Below are 23,786 nucleotides of genomic sequence, written 5' to 3'. Positions count from 1 at the left end.
CCATGACCTCCATCGTCAAACCGCGCATCGACAAGCATCTTCGGCGGAACCAGCTGGGCCTGACGGTCCGCGACTATGAAGGCGTGATGTCGACGCTGTGCGCCGGGTGCGGCCATGACAGCGTCACCGCCGCCTTCGTGCAGGCCTTCCACGAAATGAATCTGGAACCGCACCGCGCGGCGAAGGTGTCCGGCATCGGCTGTTCCTCGAAGACGACCGCCTACTTCCTCGGCCAGTCCTCGGGCATCAACTCGGTCCATGGCCGCATGCCGTCGGTCGCGACGGGCGCCGCCGCGGTCAATCCGGACCTCTACTATATCGGCGTGTCGGGCGACGGAGACTCGCTCTCCATCGGCATCGGCCAGTTCGCCCACGCCATCCGCCGCAATCTCAACATGCTCTACTGCATCGAGAACAACGGCGTTTACGGCCTGACCAAGGGCCAGTTCTCCGCCTCCGCCGACATCGGCACCAAGGCGAAGTATGGCGAGGTCAACGAACAGCCCCCGATCGACCCGGTCCTTCTGGCCCTGTCGCTCGGCGCGACCTTCGTGGCGCGCGGCTTTTCCGGCGACAAGAAGCAGCTCGTCCCGCTGATGAAGGCAGCGCTGGCGCACAAGGGCTTTGCCCTGATCGATATCGTCAGCCCGTGCGTGACCTTCAACGACCACAAGGGGTCGACCAAGAGCTACGCCCACACCTACGAATACTATCACCCGGTCATCCACGCCGATTTCGTGCCGGAAGAGGCCGAGATCACGGCGGAATACCAGGACGGCGGCGCGATCACCGTGCCGATGCATCACGGCGGCAATGTCACGCTCAGGAAGCTCGGCCGCGACTACGATCCGCGCGACCGCGACCAGGCCTTCCACCTCCTGCGCACCCGCGAAGGATCGGAAGTGCTGACCGGCCTCCTCTATATCGACGAGACCAAGCCGGACATGGGCGACATGAACCGCCTGCCCGATGAGCCGCTGAACGTGATGGATTATTCCAAGCTTTGCCCGGGTTCAGCGAAACTCGCTGAGGTCATGAAGGGGTATTCCTGATCATCGTCATTCCGGCGAAAGCCGGAATCCAGTCGGCCACAGAATCACTGAGCTTTCGATCAACTGACTCCAAGGCCCTGTCTCGAAATCGAAAGATTCGACTTCGGACGCCGATCGCAATTCAAACCGAAATTTTGAGTTTGACATATGGGCGCCTCGAACTTCGGCGGCCCACCATTTCTGGTCACCGGAAACCACAAATAATTCGCCTTCCGCCGTTAGCTGGAAGTCGAAGTAGAGATAGCCAAGATCGGATTCTTGCGACGGAATATCGGACAGGATTGAAAGTGATTTCACCCCTTCGGAATCCGTCGTCACAGCGTTCGTCACTTTTCCGCTGATCATCACAAACTCGGCAGATCCAGCCCCTGCTCCCGCGCGCACTCCTTGGCGATGTCATAGCCCGCATCGGCATGGCGCATCACGCCTGTGCCCGGATCGTTCCACAACACGCGCTCGACGCGTTTCGCCGCTTCCGGCGTGCCGTCGCAGCAGATCACCTGCCCGGAGTGGATCGACCAGCCCATGCCGACCCCGCCGCCATGATGCAGTGACACCCAGGTCGCGCCCGACGCGGTATTGAGGAGCGCGTTGAGGAGCGGCCAGTCCGCGACCGCGTCCGACCCGTCCATCATCGCCTCGGTCTCGCGGTTCGGTGACGCCACCGAACCACTGTCGAGGTGATCGCGGCCGATCACGACCGGCGCCGAGAGTTCACCGGACGCGACCATCTCGTTGAAGGCGAGGCCGAGCCTGTCGCGCAGCCCCAGTCCAACCCAGCAGATCCGCGCCGGGAGCCCCTGGAAGGCGATCCGCTCGCGCGCCATGTCGAGCCAGCGATGAAGATGAGGATCATCGGGGATGATCTCCTTCACCTTGGCATCGGTCTTGTAGATATCCTCCGGATCGCCCGACAGCGCGGCCCACCGGAACGGTCCGATCCCCTTGCAGAAGAGCGGGCGGATATAGGCCGGCACGAAGCCGGGGAAATCGAACGCATTCGTTACGCCAACTTCCTTCGCCATCTGGCGGATATTGTTGCCGTAATCAAATGTCGGGATACCCATTTCATGGAAGGCAAGCATGGCCTTCACCTGCTCCGCCATCGAGATCTTCGCCGCCTTCGCAACCCGGTCCGGGTCGCTCTCCTTGGCGCCATCCCACTCTTCCAGCGTCCAGCCGGTTGGCAGATAGCCGTTCACCGGATCATGCGCCGAGGTCTGGTCGGTGACCATGTCCGGCCTGACGCCGCGCTTCACCAGTTCCGGGAAAACCTCCGCCGCATTGCCGAGCAGGCCGACGCTGATCGCCCGGCCCTCTTTTGTGGCGTCCCCGATCAGTTTCAGCGCCTCGTCGATCGTATCGGCGCGGTGGTCGAGATAGCGGGTCTTGAGGCGCATCTCGATACGCGACGGACGGCATTCCACGGCGAGCACGCAGGCCCCGGCCATGACGCCTGCGAGCGGCTGGGCCCCGCCCATACCGCCCAGACCGCCGGTCAGGATCCACTTGCCCTTCAGGTCTCCGCCATAATGCTGGCGCCCGGCCTCGACGAAGGTTTCGTACGTGCCCTGAACAATGCCCTGGCTGCCGATATAGATCCAAGACCCGGCCGTCATCTGGCCGTACATCATCAGGCCCTTCTTATCGAGCTCGCGGAAATGCTCCCAGTTCGCGAAGGCCGGCACGAGATTGGAGTTCGCGATCAGGACGCGCGGCGCATCGGCGTGGGTGCGGAAGACGCCGACCGGCTTGCCGGACTGCACCAGCAGCGTCTCGTCGTCATTCAGACGCTTCAGCGTCGACACGATGCGGTCGAAACTCTCCCAGTCGCGCGCCGCGCGGCCGATCCCGCCATAGACGACGAGCTCTTCGGGTTTCTCGGCCACTTCCGGGTCGAGATTGTTCATCAGCATGCGCAGCGGCGCTTCGGTCAGCCAGGACTTCGCGTCCAGTTCGGATCCGCGCTTGGCGCGGATTTCACGCGCATTGTCGAGCCGCGTTCCGGTCATTTCGATACCTCCCAATGGAGTTTCTCGGCGGCATCGACCGCCGCCTCGAGAATGGATTTCAGGACCGGCTGCAGCATGGCGGCCTTGGCCTCGTCATAGGATTTTGCGGCTTCGTCCATATAGGCGCGCTGCGCCAGCTCCATCTGGAGCGCGTGGACATTGGTGTGCGGCCGCCCGAAACTGCGCGTTATCCAGCCGCCCTTGAAGCGTCCGTTCGAGACCGCCTCATACTCGTCCTGTGCGAGCATGGCCTTCATCACACCGCGTTCGATCTCCGGCGCGCAGGTCGATCCCGCGTTGGTACCAAGATTGAGCACCGGCAATTCGCCCTCGAACAGGCGCGGCACGACCGAGGCGATAGAATGCGCGTCATAGAGCAAGGCATAGCCGTGCAGCGTCCGGAGACGCGACAATTCCTCGGCGATGGCCCGGTGATAGGGATCGAAATAGCGCGCCCGGCGCCTCTCGATTTCGGCCTCGTCCGGCTCAGCCCCCTCGCGGTAGAGCGGTGTGCCATCGAAGCACTCGACCGGAACCAGCCCGGTCGTCGCCTGCCCGGGATAAAGACTTGCCCCGCCCGGATCACGATTGAGATCAATCACGTAGCGGGAATACTTCGCGCAAAGAATCGTCGCATCCAATTCTTCGGCGAAGGCGTAAAGCCGATCCACGAACCAGTCCGTGTCGGGCAAGTCCTTCGCGGCATCGCCCAGCCGGGCAGCAATATCGTCCGGCACTTCCGTTCCGGCATGCGGGATGGAAATGACCAGCGGTTCCTGCCCGCGCCGGAGGCTGAACACCTCGCTCATCGGGCCGTCTCCAGCCCTGGCAGCTCGCGGGCCACGGCAATCACCGCGCCGGAGCGCACCAGTTCCGTCGCCGCAGCAAGGTCGGGGGCAAGATAACGATCGTCTTCCAGCTTCGCGACGGCCGACCGGATCGTCCGCCGCGCGGCTTCGAGCGGCCGGGACGATGTCAGCCCGTCATGGAAATCGATGCCCTGCGCCGCGGCGAGGAGTTCAATCCCGATCACGCAGTGCAGATTGGCCGTCATGTCGAGCAGGCGCCGCGCGCCGTGTGCGGCCATCGAGACATGGTCTTCCTGGTTGGCCGAGGTCGGAATGGAATCGACGCTGGCCGGCATGGCACGCTGCTTGTTTTCCGAGACCAGCGCGGCCGCGGTCACCTGCGGGATCATGAAACCCGAGTTAAGTCCGGGAGCCGGCGTCAGAAAAGCCGGGAGACCGGACAGTGCCGGGTCCATCAGCAGGGCGAGCCGCCGTTCGCTGATCGAACCGATCTCGCACACCGCCATCGCGATCATGTCGGCGGCGAAGGCGACCGGCTCGGCATGGAAGTTTCCGCCCGAAATCGCGTCTGGCCCTTCCGCAAAGATCAGTGGATTGTCGGTGACGGCGTTGGCCTCGACTTCGAGCGTGTGCGCCGCCTGGCGCAGCACGCCGAGCGCCGCGCCCATCACCTGCGGCTGACAGCGCAGGCAATACGGGTCCTGCACCTTGTCGCAGCCGGCATGGCTTTCCACGATGGCGCTGCCTTCCAGCAGGCCGCGATAGGCGGCCGCCGCATCGATCTGACCCTGGTGTCGCCGAACGGCATGAATGCGCGCATCGAAGGGCGCGGTGGACCCCTTGGCCGCCTCGACGCTCAGTGCGCCGGCGACCAGGGCCGTCCGGAAGGCGGTCTCCGCCTCGAACACGCCGGCCAGCGCACACGCGGTGGAGAATTGCGTACCGTTGAGCAGTGCGAGCCCTTCCTTCGGCCCGAGCACTAGAGGTTCAAATCCCGCGCGCTTCAGGGCCTCGACCGCTGAGACACGCTCGTCGCCGATCTCGGCGTCGCCGACGCCCATCAACATGGCCGCGAGGTGCGACAGCGGCGCGAGATCGCCGGACGCGCCAACCGAACCCTGCGAGGGGATGACCGGATCGACCCCGGCCTTCAGCAGCGCTTCGATCGCCTTGACCGTCGTCCACTGGATGCCGGAATTGCCCTGCCCGAGCGACGCGATCTTGAGCGCCATCATCAGCCGCACGACGCGGCGCGGCAGCGGTGCGCCGACACCGCACGCATGCGACAGGACGAGCCGTTTCTGGAGCTCTTCCAATTCGCTCGCCGCGATCCGCGTCTGCGCCAGCTTCCCGAAGCCGGTATTGATCCCGTAGACGGCCCGGCCCGAGGCGAGCAGGTCGCGCACGGCCTGCGCGCCCCGGTCGACGACCGGCTTCGCGTGGTCGGACACGGCAATGTCCGCGCCATTCCAGACATCGCGCCAGTCGGCCAGCGTCATCGTGCCGGGACGGATCGTCACCGTCGTCATGCCCATTCTCCTGCGAGGATCCGGCCGTGAAGCGGCCGCGCCCCGATCCACTGCACCAGCTCGGCGGGTCGCTCAATGTCCCAGACCGCCAGATCGCAGCGCTTTCCGGCCTCGATCGTGCCGATTTCGTCGTGAAGGCCAAGCGCCCGCGCCGCCTCGCGCGTTATCCCCGCGATCGCCTCTTCCACCGTAAGGCCGAAGAGATGGCAGGCCATGTTCGCGGCAGTGAGGAGGGAAAGGAGCGGGCTCGTGCCCGGATTGGCGTCGGTCGCCACCGCCATGGGCACGCCCGCCTCACGCAGAGCGGCGACCGGCGGCTTTGTGGCTTCCCCGAGGACGTAGAACGCCCCCGGAAGCAGTACTGCGACCGTTCCGGCCCTGGCCATCGCCGCAATCCCGGCCGCATCCGTGTATTCGAGATGATCGGCGCTGAGCGCGCCGAATTCGGCCGCCAGCGCCGCCCCGCCCGTGTCGGAAAACTGATCGGCGTGCAGCTTGATCTTCAGCCCGGCCCTCTTCGCCGCTTCGAAGACGCGCCGCGTCTGTTCCGGCGTGAAGGCGATCCCCTCACAATAGGCATCGACCGCGTCCGCCAATCCGCGGCGGCCCGCCTTTTCGATCAACGGCACGCAGACCTCGTCGATGTAGGCGTCTGCCCGGCCCTTGTACTCGGGGGGGACAGCATGCGCGGCCAGCAACGTCACCTCGATCCGCATGCCGGAGATCAGACCGAGGCTGCGTGCCGCCTTCATCATGTTCACTTCGGACTCGAGATTAAGGCCATAACCCGTTTTTATTTCGATGGTTCCGACGCCTTCCACGGCGAAAACATCGAGCCGCTTCATCGCGCCAGCGGCGAGATCCGCCGGGCTCGACGCCCGCACGGCTTCGACCGTTTTCGGAATACCGCCCCCGGCCTTGGCGATCTCCTGGTAGGGCACACCGGCCAACTTCTGTTCGTATTCGTCCGACCGGTCTCCGGCGAAGATCAGGTGCGTGTGGCAGTCGATCAGGGCCGGTGTCAACCACCGGCCTTCGAGATCGATCCGTTCCCCGGATGCGTCGGATGGCAGGTCCGCCATCGCGCCGACCGCGGCGATCCGACCATCGTTGACAGCCACATAGCCCGACTCGACCACGCCATAGGGCGCGCCGCCCGCCACCATGGTGGCGAGCCGTCCGTTGACGAACAGCCGATCGTAACGCACGCACTCTCCCTTCCTGTACGAATCCCGGCTACCTCTCTGTCAGAGGAAGGAATGGATGCGCAAGCTTCACGCTGAAACCGCTCTCCTGCCGACGGGCTGGAAACGCGATGTCGAAATCGCGATCGGAGATGACGGCCGCATTGCCTCTGTGGCAGATGGCGCACCGCGCTCGCGGGATGCAGAAGCCGTTGCGATCCTCCTGCCCGCGCTCGCAAACGTACACAGCCACGCCTTCCAGCGCGCCCTCGTCGGCCTCACGGAACGGCGCGGTCCGGGGCGCGACGATTTCTGGAGCTGGCGCGAGGTGATGTTTGTCTTCCTTCAGCGTCTTGGGCCGGAGGAACTCGAAGTCGTTGCGGCCATGCTCTATGTCGAGCTGATGGAGTCCGGCTTCGCCTCGGTGGCCGAGTTTCACTACGTGCACAACGCGCCGGACGGCTCGAAATACGCCAATTCGGCTGAAACCGGCGCGGGCATCGCGGCAGCCGCACAATGCACCGGCATCGGCCTGACCCATCTGCCCGTCTACTACGCGCAGGGCGATTTCGGCGGCACTCCGCCCGGAGACGGCCAGCGCCGTTTCCTCAACGATCCCCAAAGCTTCGCCCGGATTGTCGAATCGATGCCGCAATATCTGACGCGGGCGGACGACCGGCTCGGCATCGCCCCGCACTCGCTGCGCGCCGTCACGCCGGATCATCTCAAGGCCGTCCTGTCGAACGATCCGGGCGGCCCGATCCACATCCACATCGCGGAACAGATGAAGGAGGTCGACGCCTGCCTCGCCTGGTCCGGCCAGCGGCCGGTCGAATGGCTGCTCGACCATGTCGGCCCGGATAGCCGCTGGTGCCATATCCATGCGACCCACATGACGGAGGACGAAGCGACCCGCCTCGCCCGCACCGGCGGCGTCGCCGGATTGTGTCCGTCGACGGAGGCCGATCTCGGCGACGGCATCTTCCAGTTCCGCGCCTTCACCGAAGCGGGCGGCGCGCTCGGCATCGGCACGGACAGCCATATCGGGACCGACGCGGCGCAGGAGCTTCGCTTGATGGAGTGGGCGCAACGCCTGACGCAGCGCGCCCGCAACATCGCCGCCCCGCCCAATGGCTCGACGGGACGCACGCTGTTTGATGCGACGCTGGCGGGCGGAGCGCAGGCACTTGGCCGGGCAAGCGGCGCGATCGCGACCGGCAACTGGGCCGATCTTGTTTCGCTTGACGCCGAACACCCCACGATCACCGGCAAGACCGGCGACGCCATAATCGACAGCTGGATCTTTGCCGGCGACCGGTCCTGTGTCTCGCAGGTCTGGTCGGCAGGCCGTCACTGCGTGAAGGACGGCGTTCACAAGGACCGCGAGGCCGTCGCTACGCGCTACCGCTCCGTGATGGCCAAGCTGCTGGCGTGACGCGCACGAAGCGTCTCGACGACGTCTGAAAGCGCAATACCGCGGCTTTCAAGCGCGACGAGCAGGTGAAAGACCAGATCGGCCGCCTCTTCGGTCAACGCCGTATCGTCCTGCGCAGCCGCAGCCAACGCCACCTCGACGCCCTCCTCGCCAACCTTCTGCGCGGCCTTGAGCGGTCCGGAAGCCAGAAGGCGCGCGACATAGCTTTCCTTCGGGTCGGCGTTCCGGCGCGACCGCACGACGTCCGAAAGCGCCGCGAGGAAGCCGACGCCCGGCGCTTCGCCATCGTCGAAACACCCCGGTGTCCCGAGGTGACAGACTGGCCCGGCCGGCACGGCCGCGACCAGCAGCGTATCGCGGTCGCAATCGAGGCGGATGGCTTCGAGGCGAAGCGTATTGCCGCTGGTCTCGCCCTTCACCCATATCCGGTCCTTCGACCGGCTGAAGAAAGTCACGAGCCCGGTATCGATGGTCTGCTGGACCGCGTCCTCGTTCATGTAGCCGAGCATGAGCACCTGACGCGTGCGCGCATGCTGAACGATGGCGGGTACGAGCCCACCCGACTTGGCGAAATCGATCGCGCTGATGTCGATCATGGTCTGACCTCGATTCCGGCTTCAAGCAGATAGGATTTGAGTTCGGGAATGGCGATCACGCCCTTGTGGAAGACGCTGGCCGCGAGCGCGCCATCTACCTGGGCCGCACGGAACACATCGGCAAAATGCGGGACCGCGCCGGCCCCGCCCGAGGCGATGAGCGGCACGGTGCAGACTTCACGGACTGCGGACAACTGATCGATGTCATAGCCTTCGCGGACGCCGTCACTGTCCATGCAGTTCATCACGATCTCGCCGGCGCCCCGGTCGACCGCCTCGCTCACCCAGTCCAGCGTCCGTCGCGACAGGGCGGCCGTCTTGTCCGGATCGCCCGTATACTGATGCACCCGCCAGTCGCCACCGACCGGGCGGCTGTCGACGCCGACGACCACACACTGTGACCCGAATTCGCATGCCAACGCGTCTATCAGTGAAGGATCCGCGAGGGCTGGCGAATTGACCGATATCTTGTCGGCCCCGGCGAACAACCGCGCGCGCGCATCGTCGACGCTGCGGATTCCGCCCGCGACGCAGAACGGAATGTCGATCAGCCGTGCAACCCGCGAAACCCATTCCGGTTCGACGGCTCTTGCCTCGGGACTCGCAGCGATGTCGTAGAAAACCAGTTCGTCCGCGCCTTCCGCAGAATAACGCGCGGCCAGCGCGGCGATGTCGCCGACATCCTCGTGATTGCGGAAGCGGACGCCCTTCACGACCCGGCCGCCCTTCACGTCGAGACAGGGAATTATGCGCCGCGCAGGCATGCAATCGCCTCCCTGACCGTAAAGCGGTTCTCGTAGAGCGCACGGCCGACAATCGCCCCTTCCGCACCGGACGACCGCAAGGCTGTCAGATCGGCAAGCGCGGAAACGCCGCCGGACGCCTGCCAGGCAATGTCCGGCCAGTCCTTGGCGAGCCGGGCATACAGCGCGGTCGATGGCCCTTTCAGCGCACCGTCTCGGCCGACATCGGTGGTCAGAACGTGCTTCAGGGGCGTGTCGAGATACTTCGCCATGAGGGCATCGAGGGTCGTCGTCGACGCCTGGGTCCAGCCTTTGACGACCGGAACGGCCACGTCGCCATTCATGCGGACGTCAAGCGCGGCGATCAATCGTTCGCCGCCAATCCTGTCGAGCCAATCGGAAAAGCGGTCGGGAGCAATCACCGCCATGCTGCCGACGATCACGCGGCTCACTCCGGCATCGAGCAATCGCGCCACATCGTCAGCACTGCGGACACCACCGCCCGTCTGGACTTTCAGACCCAGGCCGCACAATTGCGCGATCGTATCCGTCTGCCGCCGGGCACCATCACGGGCCCCCGAAAGGTCGACGACGTGTAGCCAATCCGCTCCTTCATCCCGCCAGGCCTTCGCGACCTTGACCGGGTCGTCGCCATAGGCGGTGACGGCGTCGAAATCGCCATGGGTCAGACGAACGATCTGCCCGTCGAGAAGATCAATTGCCGGATAAAGCTGCATCACTCAACTCTATGAAATTACGTAAGATTGTGGATCCGACATCGGCGGATCGCTCGGGGTGGAACTGACAGCCAAAGACGGCTCCGCGTTGAACCATGGCACTAAAGCTGCGGCCATGTTCGGCCGACGCGATGGTCGCCTCGCCCGGGTCCGCGGCGTAGCCGTGGACGAAATAGGCGTAGGCGCCCTCATCCAGATTCGCGGTCAGCGGGCTCGCGCGCTCGAGCGTCAAACGGCTCCAGCCCATGTGCGGCCAGACCCCACCGTCCGGGCGCGGCAACCTGCGCACCTCGCCAGGAATGAGGCCGAGCGTCTGAACACCGCCCTCTTCGCTTCTTTCGAACAGCAATTGCATGCCAAGACAAATGCCGAGCACCGGCCGGGTCTCGCGGCGCAGCGCCTTGGCCCAGCCCGACACGTCGAGCCGCGCCATGGCCGGCCCTGCCGCCCCGACACCGGGCAGAATCAGCCGGTCCGCTCGATCTGCTTCAGCTGGCGTACGCGCAAGACTGTGCGTCGCGCCAAGCCGGTCGAGCGCGGCCTGAACGGAGAACAGGTTCGAGCACCCCGTATCGATCAATGCGACACTCATGGGATCAGAGCGTGCCCTTGGTGGAGGGGATGGCATCGCCCTCAACGCGAACGGCCTGACGCAGGGCGCGTCCGAATGCCTTGAAGCAGGCCTCGATCATGTGGTGAGCATTCTCACCCTCCACCCGGACATGAATTGACGCCTTCATCGCTTCTGCCAGGGACCGGAAGGCGTGCGGCGTCATCTCGACCGGGAAGCCGGCAACGCGCTCGCCCGGGATCGCGCCTTCGAATTTGCAGAAGGGCCGCCCGGACAGGTCTATCCAGACTCCGGCCCGCGTCTCGTCCATCGGCAATTCAAATCCGAACCGGGCAATGCCGCGCTTGTCGCCGAGGGCCTGACGAAGGGCTTCCCCAAGCGCCAGGCAAACGTCTTCGATCGTGTGGTGCGCATCGACGCCGATATCCCCCTCGGCCACAACGTCGAGCGCGAAGCCGCCGTGGCGGCCAATCTGGTCGAGCATGTGATCGAAGAACTCGATCCCCGTTTCGGCGCGAATGGGTCCATCCCGGTCGAGATCGACAGACACCGTGATGTCGGTCTCTTTCGTGGTCCGGCGCACAATTGCCGCCCGTCGCGAGGGCAAGGCAACGCGTTCGGCAAGCGCCTTCGCTGCCTCGACCGTCGGAACGAAGAGCGAGAATCCGGCATCATTTTGCGCAGCGATAAGCCCAGCCGCGGCAAGCTCGCGTTCGAGGGCCATCGGCTCGCGCGCGATCAGCTGTATGGAATCTTTCCTGATCTCGACTGCACCGACCCCGGGCCAATTGCGAAGAACTTCGGCAATCCGATCGAGCATCTCGCTCCGCCGAACCAATTCGGCCTCGCGTGCCGCGGCACCGGCGGGCGAGATGGCATCGAGCGCCGCCTTCAGCGCCGCTTCGCTCAAGGCCAGTTCGATCTCCCGTGCCTTCGGTCCAGAACCATCGATAACCACCGCGCAGACCCGATTGTCCGTGGGCCCGATCGGAACGGTGCGGGACGGATCGAGACCGACGATCGTGACTGCTTCGGACGTTGGTGCCAGCACGATCCGGCTGGCCTCAACGCCGAGCATGGCGGCGAGACGACCGCGCAGGCGGTCGGCCAGATCCAGAACTGTCCGGCGCGGGTGATCGAGGCGCAGGTCAATGGTCATGATCCTGCCCTTTCGCGGCGAAGCCGCATCGCGGCCGCGTGTCCTTCCAGGCCTTCGAGCGCCGCCAGCCGCTCGACCGCCGGCGCGATGTTCCGCGCGCCTTCCGGACTCGCTTCCATGATCGTGACCGTCTTCTGGAAGGCTTCGACCGTGACACCGCCATAGGCGCGCGCGGCCCGTCCCGTCGGGAGTGTGTGGTTCGGACCGGCGGCGTAATCGCCGGCCGACTCGGGCGTCCACGCCCCAACGAAAATAGATCCGGAATTCCGGACACATTCAGCCAGTTCGGAAGCGTTTGCGGTCTGCAGGATCAGGTGTTCGGGCGCCGCCGCTTCGATGGCGCCCAGCACCTCGTCATCGCTTGCCGTTGTGATGCAGATCGCATTGGCCATGGCCTGCGAGGCAATCGACCGGCGCGGCAATCCGGCCAGCTGCGTCTCGCAAGCCGCGGCAATCGCGTCCAGGTCGGTACCGCGCGACACAAGAACCACCCGGGCCATCGGATCGTGTTCGGCCTGGGCCAGAAGATCGGCGGCCACAAATTCCGGTTCGGCGGTCACATCGGCGACCACCATCACTTCACTCGGACCAGCCGGAAGATCAATGGCCGGACCGCCCTGCAGACGCGAGACATAGGCCTTCGCCGCCGCGACCCAGGCATTGCCCGGCCCGAATATCTTGTCGGCACGGGGGAGTTCGCCCGCTCCGAAGGCCAACCCCGCAATCGCCTGCGCGCCGCCGATGGCATAGATTTCCGTCAGCCCGAGCAGGCTGGCGGCGGCGAGCACAGCAGAGTTCACTGTCCCGTCCGGCGCGGGTGGCACGACAACCGCGATGCGCGGCACGCCGGCGATCTGCGCCGGCACGGCGAGCATGATCAGTGTCGAAACCAAGGGAGCGCTGCCAGCGGGAACATAAAGCCCGACCGTGCCGATCGGCACGGTCTTCCGGCGCGCAACAAGCCCGGGCCAGGTCTCGACCCGGATTTCGGGAAAGCCCTGCGCCTGGTGAAACTGCTGGACCGCACCAATGGCTGACTGGAGGGCGTCTGCATCGGCGCGGTCCAGCCCCGCTTCAGCCGATCGAAGGGCTTCGTTCGGCACGCGGAACCGGTCCCGGGTGTAACCGTCGAATTGTCGGGCATAGGATCTCAGCGCAGCGTCGCCGCCGCGCCGGACGCCCTCGACAATTTCGACGGCGGCGGATTCGGCATCGACCAGCGACGGGGCCGGCGCAAACAGCGCCTCCCGCGCGTTCGCGCTCAGACCGGACCATGCAATCGGTTTCAGCATGGTTCAGGCCATCATCTTTTCGATCGGAAGCACGAGGATGGCGCGGGCACCGGCCGTCTTCAGACGCTCAAGCGTTTCCCAGAAGACTTGCTCGCGGCAGACGGCGTGCACGGCCACAACATCGTCGCGCCCCGCGATCTGGGCAACGGTCGGCGCGTCGGACCCCGGCAGGATCGCCTTGATCTCGGCCAATCGGTCGGTCGGTGCGTTCAGCAGGATGTATTTCGTCTGCGCCGAAGCGATGACGCCTTCCGCGCGCTGGATCAGCAGCTTTGCGGTTGCTTCGACCCCGCCATTGCGGCCATTCCGCCGGCGGATCAGAACGGCTTCACTTTCCAGGACTGTTTCGAAGGCTTCCAGGCCATTGGCCTCGAGCGTCGCTCCGGAGGAAACGAGATCGCAGATCGCATCAGCGATCTTCATCCGCGGCGCGACCTCGACCGATCCGCGCATTTCTACGACTTCCGCTTCGATGCCGCGTTCGGCGAGCCAGGCTTTCGTAAGGCCCGGATAGGAGGTCGCGATCGACTTTCCCGCTAAATCCCCGGCGGAACGAATGCCCCCGTCCTTCGGTGCCGCCAGCTTCAGCGTGCATTTCGCAAAGCCGAGTTTCAGTACGGTCTCGACCTCGCCATAGCGCCTCGACCGGGCCTGCATCTCGTAGAGCACGTTCTCACCGACAATGCCGTAGTCGCACGCGCCGCCGGCAACGAAGCTCGGAATGTCGTCGTCACGAACCAGCATCAGATCAACCGGCATGTTCTCCGCCCGGCGATGCAGTGCATCCCGGCCATAGGCAAAGCGCAGGCCGGAGCGCTCCAGCAACTTCAACCCGCCCTCGGCAAGCCGTCCCGACTTCTGGACCGCAAGTTTGAGCCGTGTATCGCTCATCGCTTCGCTCCCTTGAGCCGGTCGAGCACCAGGCGGTAGCCCTCATTCGGTTCCTGCATCAGGAAGCGGGCAACGCGCGTGACCGTCGCGGTTGAAGCCCCCGTCTCCTCGGCGATCTGGCGATAGGTCTTCCCGCCCGCATCGAGCAGACGCACGACGCGCCAGCGTTCCGCGAGCGCTTCGATCTCGCCCGGCGTACAGAGGTCTTTCAGGAAACGCTCGGCTTCCGCCCGATCCTTCACCTGCAGCAGCGCATCGCACAGGGCGTCCCTGTCCTCGATACGGCGCTGCCTCGGGTCATTGGTCTTGATCGGTGCCATCGGTCCGCTCCCTGCTTCGGAGCGGACATATAACGTTTTAGCACGCTAAAACAAGAGGGCGGGTGCAGATGGTGACAGCGAGGCGTTACTTTCTGTTTTTTCTAGAGTTTTCCGGTATCGATGATCTCGCCGGTATCGGGGTCAACGGCGATGACCGGAAGTCCGGCCGCCTTCCAGGCTCCGAGCCCGCCGGCCATGTGCGCATCGACTTTCACACCGGCATCCTGGCAGTGAATCGCCGCAACGGCGGAACGGCGTCCGCCCGCGCAGCTCAGGACGACCCGTCGCTTGCCATCGACCGGCATGACGGCGGGTTCGAGCGTCGACAACGGATGATTGAGCGTCCCGTGGATCCGCTCGATCGCGAATTCGCGCGGTTCGCGCACATCGATCAGAAGCAGTGTTCCGGCCTTCAGCCCGTCAGCCACCTGCTTCGGGGTCAGATCCTCGAGTCCGTTCATCGTTGTGTCGTCCTTCCTTGATGCGCGCGCATCATTGGCACCACCGCACGCGGAGGCAACTTCCACGAAATGACTGTTTGCATCAACGGCGTTTGCGGGGTTCAGGCGACCCCGCTAGCCTGCGGCCCCTTCGCGAACCGTTCGGAGCGCCGACCGTGACCCACGACACCTCCCCCACCCTGATCCCCGTCCCGGCCGACTGGTCGAAACGCGCAAAGATCAATGCCGGGCGTTATGCCGAGAAATACAAGCTGTCGGTCGACAACCCCGACGCCTTCTGGGCCGAGGAATTGAAGCGGATCGACTGGATCAAGGCGCCCACCGAGATCAGCGACGTGTCCTGGTCAAAGGACGACCTTCACATTCGCTGGTTCGCCGATGGCGTGCTCAATGCCTGCTACAATTGCGTCGACCGGCACCTGCCGGACAAACGCAATGACGTCGCCCTGATCTGGGAGGGTGACGACCCGTCGGTCGACAGGAAAGTCTCCTACGGACAATTGCACACCGAGGTCTGCCGCTTCGCCAATGTCCTGAAGGACATGGGTGTGAAGAAGGGCGACCGCGTCACGATCTACCTGCCGATGATCGTCGAGGCCGCCTTTGCCATGCTCGCCTGTGCGCGGATCGGGGCCGTCCATTCCGTCGTGTTCGGCGGTTTCTCACCCGACTCGATCGCGGGCCGGATCGAGGATTGCCGGTCGGAATGGGTCATCACTGCGAATGAGGGCCTGCGCGGCGGCAAGACGATCCCGCTCAAGCACAATGTCGACAAGGCGCTTGAGAAAGTCTCCGGAGTCACCGGTGTGCTGGTCGTTCGCCACACCGATGCCGATGTCGCCATGAAGCAGGGCCGCGACCGCTGGTATCACGTGGCCGCCAAAAACGTGGGCGCGGATTGCCCGTGCGAGCCCATGCAGGCCGAAGACCCGCTCTTCATTCTCTACACGTCGGGCTCGACCGGAAAGCCGAAGGGCGTGCTGCACACGACCGGTGGCTACATGGTCTGGGCATCGATGACGCATGAATACGTGTTCGACTACCGCCCCGGCGAAATCTACTGGTGCACAGCCGATGTCGGCTGGGTCACCGGGCACACCTACATCGTTTACGGCCCGCTTGCGAATGGCGCGACGACACTCATGTTCGAGGGCATCCCGACCTATCCCGGCCCCGACCGCTTCTGGCAGGTTGTCGACAAGCACAAGGTCGAGATCTTCTACACAGCCCCGACGGCAATCCGCGCGCTTGAACGCCTCGGCGACGCGCATGTGAAGAAGCATTCGCGCCAGTCCCTGCGCCTGCTCGGCACGGTCGGTGAGCCGATCAATCCCGCGGCCTGGACCTGGTATTGGGAGGTGGTCGGCGACAAACGCTGCCCGGTGGTCGACACCTGGTGGCAGACCGAGACCGGCGGGGCGCTGATCACCCCCCTGCCCGGCGCGACCGATCTGAAACCCGGCTCGGCCTCGACGCCGATGTTCGGCATCCAGCCCGACCTTGTCGATACCGAAGGCAATTTCATCAAGGGCGCGGCGAGCGGCAATCTGGTGCTCAAGACATCCTGGCCCGGCCAGATGCGCACCGTATACGGCGATCACCAGCGCTTTTTCGACACCTATTTCTCGACCTATCCCGGTCTCTATTTCACCGGCGACGGCGCTCGGCGGGACGAGGACGGCTACTGGTGGATCACCGGCCGCGTGGATGACGTGATCAACGTCTCCGGCCACCGCCTTGGCACGGCGGAGGTCGAAAGCGCGCTGGTTGCCCACCCGAAGGTCGCCGAGGCTGCCGTCGTTGGTTTCCCGCACGATATCAAGGGTCAGGGCATCTACTGCTATGTCACACTGAACCAGGACGCCGAGCCCGATGCGGCTCTGGAAAAGGAGCTGCGCCAGTGGGTCCGCGACGATATCGGGCCGATCGCCTCGCCCGATGCCATCCAGTTCGCCCCCTCCCTGCCCAAGACCCGCTCCGGCAAGATCATGCGGCGCATCCTGCGCAAGATCGCGGAGGGTGAGTTGAACAATCTCGGGGACACGACGACCCTCGCCGAACCCGGTGTGGTCGACGACCTCGTTGCCAATCGCAAATCGGCCTGACATCGAAGCCCTTGCGGCGTCACGCCAAGCGGCGATACTGACATTCTGACCTCGAGAGGAAGTGTTCCATGCGTCTGCCCGTTCTCGCCGCCCTGGCCCTCCTTCCGCTTGCCGGATGCGCGACCACCGAGTCCGGCCCGGTCGAACCGCAATGCCGTGCTCCGAACGCGCAGGAATTCGAGATTTTCCGGGCCATCGTCGCGCGCGACCGGCAGACGCTGATCCGGAACTCGGCGCAGGGCCCCGCCCGCAGCGCTCTGATCGCCGAAGACCCCTATGCCAGCGGCCACATGTGGGGTTCGCAAGGCTATACCAGCGGCACCTTGCTCGGCATCCTGTCCGACCCGCCGCTCTGCGTGATCGACCTGCCCTCCGCGACGCCGGAAACGCAGCGTTCCATCGCTGTCTATTCGCAGGCGCGCTACGACCAGCTCCGCCCCGCCGTGCCGGTGATTCCGGAAACCGGCTACCAGCCCTACGGCTATCACCGCCGCGACTATATCGAGTGCCGCTTCGTCAACACGGCCGAGGGTTGGCGCATGTCGGACCTGTGCTCGCTGGTGACCGCCCAGGCGCCGACGGGCTAGGACAGGCGGCGCTTACTGCGCCACCTCGACCCGTCCCCGAAATCCGCCAGCATCCGTGATGATCGCCAGAGAGCGAGCGATTTCGCCTGTCTCGGCGTCAGCATGGTCGAACACGATCATTTCGCCGCGGCCCGCCTGATCGCATCCAGAAACCGACGCCTCTATCCGGTCGTTCGCGGGCGCGGCGGACACCACGCAACCGCTGCCGGCAAATCGGATCTCGCCGCTCTCAGACACGGTGAGCGTGCGCGCCACGGAGCCGGACAGGACATAGTGCCCTTCGCTCAGATCCAGCGCAGGCCGCATCAAGCCGGAATGCACACCATTGATGCGCTCGCCGGAAGCGGAAAGCAGGCGGAGCGACAGGCTCTCTTCGAGCCGCCCTTCCATGACCAACGCCCCGTCCGCATCCATAAACCGGACGGCATTGCCGACAATCTGCCACCGCAGCGTCGTGACGTCTTCGCCGCGGATCAGGGACGCGCGGCCATCTGAATGCGCCAGCAGCCAGGCGCTCGAATGTGCGGGAGCTCCCGTCTCGTCGCGCCCGACAATTCCAAGGCTCCAGAATCCTTCCGCGCCCTCGAAGTCATTGGCGGGTGCCGGGGCGATCACTGCGGCACTAGTCACGCTGCGTACCACGCCGCCAGCATCCCTGAAGCGCAGGTAAACCCGGCTGTTGGCAGGGTCGAAGGCAATTCCGGCATCGGATGACGCCTGGACGAACACCGCAAACGTCTTCGCGCTGTCTCCGATCTGGGTCACGACTTCTGTACCGGCCGGCTCAAGGCAGCGGCCGTCACTTCCGGTCTCGCAAACCGTGACATCAAGCGGCAGGACGGTCGCCCCCGTGTCCGCAGTGACGGTAATGGTCGCTTCGTTGGCCAAAGCTCCGTCAACACCATCAGGAGCAGCATCTCCGGCCCCGATATTCACGGCCGCAGCGCTCATGAAGCGTCGCCCGCCCGGCGTCAGGATGCGGATCACACCATCGCCAGAGGGAGTCGCAGCAATCGACAGAATATCGGGCGTCGGTGTTTCCGAGGCAGAAAGGAAGATTGAGTTTACCCCGGGGGCCGGTGCCGCTTCGACTCCATTCCCGCAGACAACGCTGGGGTAGAACGCTCGTGGAGAAAACGCCACGCGGGGCGAATAGGCCAGAACGAAGCTGCGCGATGCGCCAGGCGCTATATCGAAATACGGGTTTGCGTCTCCGACGGCGTTATTGGCGGCGTCGGTTTCCTGGTAGGAAAACTGCGGCTCGTAATTGCTACCGAAGGAACAACCATATGCGGTATTGCGATTGGCATTCGCGACCGACGCGAACACGGTGATCGGACTTCCACCGACGACACCGGAACGAGCCCCCGGCAAGGTGGCTGAATAGATCGACGTTGGGCCGTATAACGTATAATTGAACTGAGCGGAGACGGCGTGTGACGCGTTCGCGATAAACTGGCAATTCTGAATCACGACACCGTCACAACGGCCGCCCCAGTCTGAAAGGCTGGCATAAAAGCCATCATTGGCTCGATAAGTGTCAGCAGAGATCCTAATCGACGTGCCCGCGAACACTTCGAAGGTGCAGTCTCCATAGCAGCGCAACTCGGGTTCACGGACACGCGCGACCGCTCCTGCCGGTCCGCTCACCGTCAGCGAAATGGTGTGACGGGTGTCCGAGATCCCGCGAACCGCAAACGATGCGGTAGTCTGTGACGATGCGTTCGCCGCGCGGGCAGAATAGGTAAACGTCTCGGCGACCGCGCCCGGCATCGCTTGCTGAGGCGATGGCGTGTATTGGAAACTGCCATTGGTCTCAAACTGGATCGTTGATCCGCTCTGCAACAGATAGGGCGTCCCGGGGCTCCTAGCCCGTCCGTCAAGCACCATCCCCGTCAGCACAAGCGTGTCGTCAGCGGTGTCGCTTCCGTTTCCGTTGTCCGCAAAGAAATTGCCGTTCAGGTTCGACTGGGGGCTCGCGACGAAAAGATCCGGGCGAAGGTCAATTCCATCGCGCCCGCTGACGGTCAGTGTGAGCGTGCCCTGATCCGAGAATCCGTCCGTGCTGGTGATCGTGAAGCTAACGGCTTGTTCGGATCGCTCCCCGACGCGAAGTGACTGGAAATCGCCGTCCGGATCAAAAATGATGGCACCTGACGAAGTCACCTGCAGACGCCCGCCTGCCGGTAGTTCATACCATCGGTCAACTCGCGAACGAACATTGTCTATTGCGGACACGAATACGCGGTCATCGCGATCCGGATCAGCCGTTACACTGAAAACACTGCCTTGAACGATCGCATCTTCATGCGTCGAAAGCACAACATCAGACGCGACTGGCGGCGAATTCTCCCCCGTCAGCGTGATAAATACCTCTGCCTCTTGCACAGAGAGGTCGAGTGGCCGGCCGAAATTCTCTATACCCCCATACAACACACAGGCGCGAGACGCGTCGGTTGACCAGGTCCCACTGGTGACAAAATCTTGGAATCCGTCCGAGTCGACGTCACCGATTGGGGTCGTTTGGCTTACCGAACACGATTCTTCTCCAGGCCGCGGTGAGCCGAAAAATGCCAACGTGCTTGCGGCAGGGAGCTCGGCCAGCTCGTATGTTCCGGACCAGTCATCCCTGCCCATGATGGCCATAACGATATCGGTTGGTTCTTCTTCGATATCTCTGTTCATGGACACAAGAAAATCGTCGTAGCCATCCCCGTTGATATCGGTGGCGATGTCAGCGTTGATCAGCGGCCAGTTCACGTAGCCGTCCTGAATCCAGAACGTGAACCCTCCGGCTGTTACGGCGTCGGAAACTACGACACTCCCGCTGGCCTGCGGTGTATCGGAACCGAATACCACATTGAATCGCACCGGCTCGTAGGGTGATCGAATATAATTGCTGAACGCGATGTCAGACAGACCGTCGCCATTCATATCTCCCGCAGGAAGGGCAAAATAGCCAACGGCGTAGGTTCGCCCTCCTCCCACGATGCGCATTCCACCCGACCCGTCGAAATAACTCGGCGTCATATTGCCCGGGAGATCGGTTGGCTGGCCGAACAACACATACACGGCCCCTTCCCTGCCATCGGGAATATCTTCCTGAGACCGTGCGAAATAAAGGTCGCTGCGACCGTCACCGTTGAAGTCGTCGAGCCAGAAAATCGGCCAGGCAGAAGCGGTGCTCTCGAGGTCGATTAGCGCTCCGTTTGTTCCGTCGATCTCCGCCAGATCCAGTTCGCCAATCCACCGGCTGCCGGTTCCGTAGACGATGACCAAAACCATCGTCGTTGTGTTGTCGTCTCTGGTCCGCCTCGTAACGACTGCGAGGTCGTTGAATCCGTCGCCATTGATATCGCCTGCTCCAGCGGCGGGAGCACCTGGCTGCCCTCCGGGCGCACTATCGACGATCGCGAAGATAGCGCCGGGGGCTGCCGAATCGGTCAAACTCCAGTCGGAAGGGTTCGAACTTGCGCCATATCGAATTCGAGACTCGGCCTGCCGCTGTACGAAGATGTCGGCGTGACCATCGTCGTCGAGGTCGCCAACGCTGAAGACCCGAAATTCACCGGAACCGGGCGCAAAAATCCGGAATCCGTTCGACCCGTTGAGCGATGCGAAGTCAAAATCTTCCGCGGCGTCGAAACGGCCATTGTTGAAAATCACGGCCGTACGGCTCTGCGGCGAACTGCGGTAAATCGGCTCCTGATAGCGCACAGCAATATCGTCTCGGCCATCACCGTTGACGTCACCGAGTTCGTGCACGCCTTGGACATTATAGCCGAAGTCGACATTGCTTCCGAAAGGCGCCGTGATTGAATCGGCAATCGGCATTTCGCTGACATAGTACTGGAAACGGCCGTAGACCCTTACGCCGGCTGAAAGCAGGTTTGACGACGGATGTTGATAGAGATCGAAGTCCCCGTTCGGATGCGCATCAAAGCTGACGTAGCTCTCGAACGGACCACTCGTGTTGTCGGGTATGCGCGTCAGTTGAATATCAATGGGTTCATCGATCTGTTCTGACCGTACGTGACGAACTGATCTGACGTGAAATTCATCTCCATCCGGATCCGTATCCGGCCCATTCCCGTTGTCCACGAACAGATTGCCGGACAAGGGTTGTTGTTCCGTCATCTCGAAATGATCATCCTGCGCGACGGGCGGGTCCAGCGCCGCTGCCGGACCTGTCAGGACCGCGCTGCCCAACAGGGTCAGCACGCTTGCAACATAAAGACGCATCATTTCAGATTTCCAGCCCACAACCTCTTGATGCAACCTTGAGCGATCAAGGGCAGGAAAACAATCGGAAATCTGCTGCCGGACCGAGACCGGTTGCGCCGCGTCCGGTGAAATGCAGGATAGCGCCGAACGTTTGACAAAGGGCCACCGCAGCAATGCGGGGTGGGAGGCAATTCGATGACGACCCGTATCTTTCTCGCAGCGCTGATGACCGGCGCGGCGCTCGCCGCCTGTTCGGAACCCGTGGGCGATGTTGACCCGGCGGCTGATGAAACCGCCGACGCGGCCATGAATGACGCGACCGACATGGCAATGGCAGACGATGGCAGCTGTGCGGCGCTTTACGAAGGCCGCGGCAGCGACAACCCGCCCATGCCCTTCAGCGATGAGGCATTGGCCAACACCGACACGTCCCGTCCTGCATCTTGTGACACGGCGCTGGCGATCAGCGGGCCGGACATGGCGTGGCGCATCCAGACGCTGGCCTCGGACGAATTCGCCGGCCGCGCACCCTCCACGCCCGGAGGGCGCGCCGCGAGTCAGTGGATCGCCGACGAGTTCGCCCGCATGGGGTTGGAACCGGCCGGCGACGACGGAAGCTATTACCAGCGCGTGCCGCTCGTGGAAGCCACGCTTGATACCGCCTCGGCCGAATTCGACATCGCCGTCGATGGCGAGGCCATGGGTCTGGAAATGGGCAATGACGTGGTCTTCTGGACGAAGCGCCTGAATGGCCGCCAGGAGATCGACGCCTCCGACCTTGTTTTCGTCGGTTACGGCATCGTCGCGCCGGAATACGGCTGGAACGACTATGAAGGCCTCGACATGACAGGCCGCACCGCCGTCATCCTGGTCAATGACCCGGGTTACGCCACTGGCGATCCGGAACTCTTCAACGGCAATGCCATGACCTATTACGGGCGCTGGACCTACAAGTACGAGGAGGCGATGCGTCAGGGTGCCGAAGGCGCCATCATCATCCACCAGACCGAGCCGGCCAGCTATGGCTGGCACGTCGTTGCCGGATCCTGGCAGGGCGCCCAGTACGATCTCGAGACCGAAACGGCGAACGACCGGGCGGCGCTCGAAGGCTGGATCACCGAAAATGTTGCGCGGCGTCTGTTCGAAGCCACGGGTCTTGATTTCGATGCGCTGACCGCAGCGGCACACGAGCGCGGCTTCGAAGCCGTGCCGATGGAAGGCGCAGTGCTCAATGCGGCCTTCGACACCGAGATCAATCGCCTGGAATCCCGCAATGTGGCCGGCGTCGTTCCGGGCACGCAGCGGCCCGACGAATACGTTCTCTACATGGCGCACTGGGACCATCTCGGCGAAACGGTCACGCTCAACAGCGCGGACGGCATCTATAACGGTGCCGTCGACAATGCGACCGGCACGGCCGCAGTGATGGAAATCGCCGAGATGATGGCCGCCAACCCGGCAGAGCGCAGCGCCCTCTTCGTGGCCGTCACGCTCGAGGAATCGGGCCTGCTTGGCTCGGCCTATTTCGGCGAGAACCCCCTCGTGCCGCTGAACCAGATCGTGGGCGGCATCAATATGGACGGCATGCTGCCGACCGGACCGACGAGCGACGTTGTCGTGATCGGCTACGGTTCGTCGGAACTCGAGGACATCCTCGCAGACGCCGCCGCGGAACAGGACCGCACCGTTGCGCCGGACCCCAATCCTGCCGCCGGCTATTTCTACCGTTCCGATCACATCTCGCTGGCCAAGCTCGGCGTGCCGATGCTCTACGCGGACGGGGGTTCGACCCACGTCGAATACGGGGCGGCCTTCGGTGAGGAAATCGACGGCGCCTACCGGGCTCGCGCATATCACAACTTCGACGACGAATTCTCCTACGACTGGGACTTCGAGGCCCTCGCCCGCGACGCCCGGCTGATGGGCGAAGTTGGTCAACGCATCGCCAATTCCAGCGACTGGCCGAACTGGTATGAGGGCAATGAATTCCGCGCCCTTCGCGATGCCATGATGAATGTCGGCGACGGCGCGGCCGGCGAGAGCGATACAGGCGAAAACGGCGAGCAATAGCGGAGCAGC

The 23,786-nt window shown here is 63.9% G+C and carries 20 protein-coding genes; 5 read left to right on the top strand and 15 right to left on the bottom strand.

The features are described 5' to 3' along the window. Positions 1-2: 2 nt before the first annotated feature. Positions 3-1,052: a 2-oxoacid:ferredoxin oxidoreductase subunit beta gene (locus L5876_RS03585; protein ID WP_236954716.1), complete on the top strand. Its 1,050-nt coding sequence runs from the start codon at positions 3-5 to the stop codon at positions 1,050-1,052. Positions 1,053-1,058: 6 nt separating this feature from the next. Here L5876_RS03585 and L5876_RS03580 read toward each other — a convergent pair whose 3' ends face one another. The 5 genes from L5876_RS03580 to hutI are packed head-to-tail and all read right to left on the bottom strand — an operon-like array spanning position 1,059 to position 6,610. After that, positions 1,059-1,397 carry a hypothetical protein gene (locus L5876_RS03580; RefSeq protein WP_236954715.1) on the bottom strand — a complete coding sequence of 113 codons (339 nt, stop codon included), beginning with the start codon at positions 1,395-1,397 and terminating at the stop codon, positions 1,059-1,061. Then, complete coding sequence (hutU, locus tag L5876_RS03575; RefSeq protein ID WP_236954714.1) at positions 1,397-3,064, bottom strand: urocanate hydratase; 1,668 nt, start codon at positions 3,062-3,064, stop codon at positions 1,397-1,399. Before hutU ends, L5876_RS03580 begins: the two co-directional genes overlap by 1 nt. Next, positions 3,061-3,873, bottom strand: coding sequence for an N-formylglutamate deformylase (gene hutG / locus L5876_RS03570; RefSeq protein ID WP_236954713.1), 813 nt, complete (start codon positions 3,871-3,873; stop codon positions 3,061-3,063). The genes hutU and hutG overlap by 4 nt, the downstream gene beginning before the upstream one ends. Further along, on the bottom strand, positions 3,870-5,402 hold the full coding sequence (gene hutH / locus L5876_RS03565; protein ID WP_236954712.1) for a histidine ammonia-lyase: 1,533 nt from the start codon (positions 5,400-5,402) through the stop codon (positions 3,870-3,872). The genes hutG and hutH overlap by 4 nt, the downstream gene beginning before the upstream one ends. Next, positions 5,399-6,610, bottom strand: coding sequence for an imidazolonepropionase (gene hutI, locus L5876_RS03560; protein WP_236954711.1), 1,212 nt, complete (start codon positions 6,608-6,610; stop codon positions 5,399-5,401). The genes hutH and hutI overlap by 4 nt, the downstream gene beginning before the upstream one ends. 55 nt (positions 6,611-6,665) lie before the next feature. Here hutI and L5876_RS03555 point away from each other — a divergent pair, with 55 nt between their 5' ends. Next, complete coding sequence (locus L5876_RS03555) at positions 6,666-8,021, top strand: formimidoylglutamate deiminase (RefSeq protein WP_236954710.1); 1,356 nt, start codon at positions 6,666-6,668, stop codon at positions 8,019-8,021. On the opposite strand, the gene hisIE is transcribed toward L5876_RS03555, so the two are convergent. From hisIE to L5876_RS03510, 9 genes are all read right to left on the bottom strand, one after another. Then, positions 7,988-8,617 carry a bifunctional phosphoribosyl-AMP cyclohydrolase/phosphoribosyl-ATP diphosphatase HisIE gene (gene hisIE, locus L5876_RS03550; protein WP_236954709.1) on the bottom strand — a complete coding sequence of 210 codons (630 nt, stop codon included), beginning with the start codon at positions 8,615-8,617 and terminating at the stop codon, positions 7,988-7,990. The genes L5876_RS03555 and hisIE overlap by 34 nt on opposite strands. After that, positions 8,614-9,381 carry an imidazole glycerol phosphate synthase subunit HisF gene (gene hisF, locus L5876_RS03545; RefSeq protein ID WP_236954708.1) on the bottom strand — a complete coding sequence of 256 codons (768 nt, stop codon included), beginning with the start codon at positions 9,379-9,381 and terminating at the stop codon, positions 8,614-8,616. Before hisF ends, hisIE begins: the two co-directional genes overlap by 4 nt. Further along, the gene (gene hisA, locus L5876_RS03540) at positions 9,363-10,097 is read right to left on the bottom strand and encodes a 1-(5-phosphoribosyl)-5-[(5-phosphoribosylamino)methylideneamino]imidazole-4-carboxamide isomerase (RefSeq protein ID WP_236954707.1); all 735 of its coding nucleotides are present in this window, start codon (positions 10,095-10,097) and stop codon (positions 9,363-9,365) included. The genes hisF and hisA overlap by 19 nt, the downstream gene beginning before the upstream one ends. After that, the gene (gene hisH, locus L5876_RS03535; protein WP_236954706.1) at positions 10,075-10,689 is read right to left on the bottom strand and encodes an imidazole glycerol phosphate synthase subunit HisH; all 615 of its coding nucleotides are present in this window, start codon (positions 10,687-10,689) and stop codon (positions 10,075-10,077) included. The genes hisA and hisH overlap by 23 nt, the downstream gene beginning before the upstream one ends. Positions 10,690-10,693: 4 nt before the next feature. Continuing rightward, complete coding sequence (hisB, locus tag L5876_RS03530; protein WP_236954705.1) at positions 10,694-11,827, bottom strand: imidazoleglycerol-phosphate dehydratase HisB; 1,134 nt, start codon at positions 11,825-11,827, stop codon at positions 10,694-10,696. Then, the gene (gene hisD, locus L5876_RS03525) at positions 11,824-13,119 is read right to left on the bottom strand and encodes a histidinol dehydrogenase (RefSeq protein ID WP_236954704.1); all 1,296 of its coding nucleotides are present in this window, start codon (positions 13,117-13,119) and stop codon (positions 11,824-11,826) included. Before hisD ends, hisB begins: the two co-directional genes overlap by 4 nt. A gap of 3 nt (positions 13,120-13,122) precedes the next feature. Beyond that, positions 13,123-14,010, bottom strand: a complete 888-nt coding sequence (gene hisG, locus L5876_RS03520) for an ATP phosphoribosyltransferase (RefSeq protein ID WP_236954703.1) — start codon at positions 14,008-14,010, stop codon at positions 13,123-13,125. Then, positions 14,007-14,330, bottom strand: a complete 324-nt coding sequence (locus L5876_RS03515) for a YerC/YecD family TrpR-related protein (RefSeq protein ID WP_236954702.1) — start codon at positions 14,328-14,330, stop codon at positions 14,007-14,009. The genes hisG and L5876_RS03515 overlap by 4 nt, the downstream gene beginning before the upstream one ends. Before the next feature lie 101 nt (positions 14,331-14,431). Next, on the bottom strand, positions 14,432-14,791 hold the full coding sequence (locus tag L5876_RS03510; protein ID WP_236954701.1) for a rhodanese-like domain-containing protein: 360 nt from the start codon (positions 14,789-14,791) through the stop codon (positions 14,432-14,434). 155 nt (positions 14,792-14,946) lie between these two features. Between L5876_RS03510 and acs the strand changes: the two genes are divergently transcribed. Beyond that, positions 14,947-16,896 (top strand): acetate--CoA ligase, encoded by a 1,950-nt coding sequence (gene acs / locus L5876_RS03505; RefSeq protein WP_236954700.1) that lies wholly within the window; start codon positions 14,947-14,949, stop codon positions 16,894-16,896. 68 nt (positions 16,897-16,964) lie between these two features. Next, positions 16,965-17,483: a hypothetical protein gene (locus tag L5876_RS03500; RefSeq protein WP_236954699.1), complete on the top strand. Its 519-nt coding sequence runs from the start codon at positions 16,965-16,967 to the stop codon at positions 17,481-17,483. 12 nt (positions 17,484-17,495) lie between these two features. Here the strand turns inward: L5876_RS03500 and L5876_RS03495 are convergent, their stop codons facing one another. Continuing rightward, positions 17,496-21,728, bottom strand: coding sequence for an Ig-like domain-containing protein (locus L5876_RS03495; protein WP_236954698.1), 4,233 nt, complete (start codon positions 21,726-21,728; stop codon positions 17,496-17,498). 174 nt (positions 21,729-21,902) lie between these two features. Between L5876_RS03495 and L5876_RS03490 the strand changes: the two genes are divergently transcribed. After that, positions 21,903-23,777 carry a M28 family metallopeptidase gene (locus tag L5876_RS03490; RefSeq protein ID WP_236954697.1) on the top strand — a complete coding sequence of 625 codons (1,875 nt, stop codon included), beginning with the start codon at positions 21,903-21,905 and terminating at the stop codon, positions 23,775-23,777. Positions 23,778-23,786: the final 9 nt, after the last annotated feature.

The organism is Hyphobacterium sp. SN044 (assembly GCF_021864465.1).
Taxonomy (GTDB): Bacteria; Pseudomonadota; Alphaproteobacteria; order Caulobacterales; family Maricaulaceae; genus Hyphobacterium.
This window is presented reverse-complemented; position numbering and strand designations above follow the sequence as displayed.

Coding starts and splice junctions, on each gene's coding strand:
- L5876_RS03585 (WP_236954716.1), top strand. CDS start 3: ATGACCTCCATCGTCAAACCGCGCATCGACAAGCATCTTCGGCGGAAC.
- L5876_RS03580 (WP_236954715.1), bottom strand. CDS start 1,397: ATGATCAGCGGAAAAGTGACGAACGCTGTGACGACGGATTCCGAAGGG.
- hutU (WP_236954714.1), bottom strand. CDS start 3,064: ATGACCGGAACGCGGCTCGACAATGCGCGTGAAATCCGCGCCAAGCGC.
- hutG (WP_236954713.1), bottom strand. CDS start 3,873: ATGAGCGAGGTGTTCAGCCTCCGGCGCGGGCAGGAACCGCTGGTCATT.
- hutH (WP_236954712.1), bottom strand. CDS start 5,402: ATGACGACGGTGACGATCCGTCCCGGCACGATGACGCTGGCCGACTGG.
- L5876_RS03555 (WP_236954710.1), top strand. CDS start 6,666: ATGCGCAAGCTTCACGCTGAAACCGCTCTCCTGCCGACGGGCTGGAAA.
- hisIE (WP_236954709.1), bottom strand. CDS start 8,617: ATGATCGACATCAGCGCGATCGATTTCGCCAAGTCGGGTGGGCTCGTA.
- hisF (WP_236954708.1), bottom strand. CDS start 9,381: ATGCCTGCGCGGCGCATAATTCCCTGTCTCGACGTGAAGGGCGGCCGG.
- hisA (WP_236954707.1), bottom strand. CDS start 10,097: ATGCAGCTTTATCCGGCAATTGATCTTCTCGACGGGCAGATCGTTCGT.
- hisH (WP_236954706.1), bottom strand. CDS start 10,689: ATGAGTGTCGCATTGATCGATACGGGGTGCTCGAACCTGTTCTCCGTT.
- hisB (WP_236954705.1), bottom strand. CDS start 11,827: ATGACCATTGACCTGCGCCTCGATCACCCGCGCCGGACAGTTCTGGAT.
- hisD (WP_236954704.1), bottom strand. CDS start 13,119: ATGCTGAAACCGATTGCATGGTCCGGTCTGAGCGCGAACGCGCGGGAG.
- hisG (WP_236954703.1), bottom strand. CDS start 14,010: ATGAGCGATACACGGCTCAAACTTGCGGTCCAGAAGTCGGGACGGCTT.
- L5876_RS03515 (WP_236954702.1), bottom strand. CDS start 14,330: ATGGCACCGATCAAGACCAATGACCCGAGGCAGCGCCGTATCGAGGAC.
- L5876_RS03510 (WP_236954701.1), bottom strand. CDS start 14,791: ATGAACGGACTCGAGGATCTGACCCCGAAGCAGGTGGCTGACGGGCTG.
- L5876_RS03500 (WP_236954699.1), top strand. CDS start 16,965: ATGCGTCTGCCCGTTCTCGCCGCCCTGGCCCTCCTTCCGCTTGCCGGA.
- L5876_RS03495 (WP_236954698.1), bottom strand. CDS start 21,728: ATGATGCGTCTTTATGTTGCAAGCGTGCTGACCCTGTTGGGCAGCGCG.
- L5876_RS03490 (WP_236954697.1), top strand. CDS start 21,903: ATGACGACCCGTATCTTTCTCGCAGCGCTGATGACCGGCGCGGCGCTC.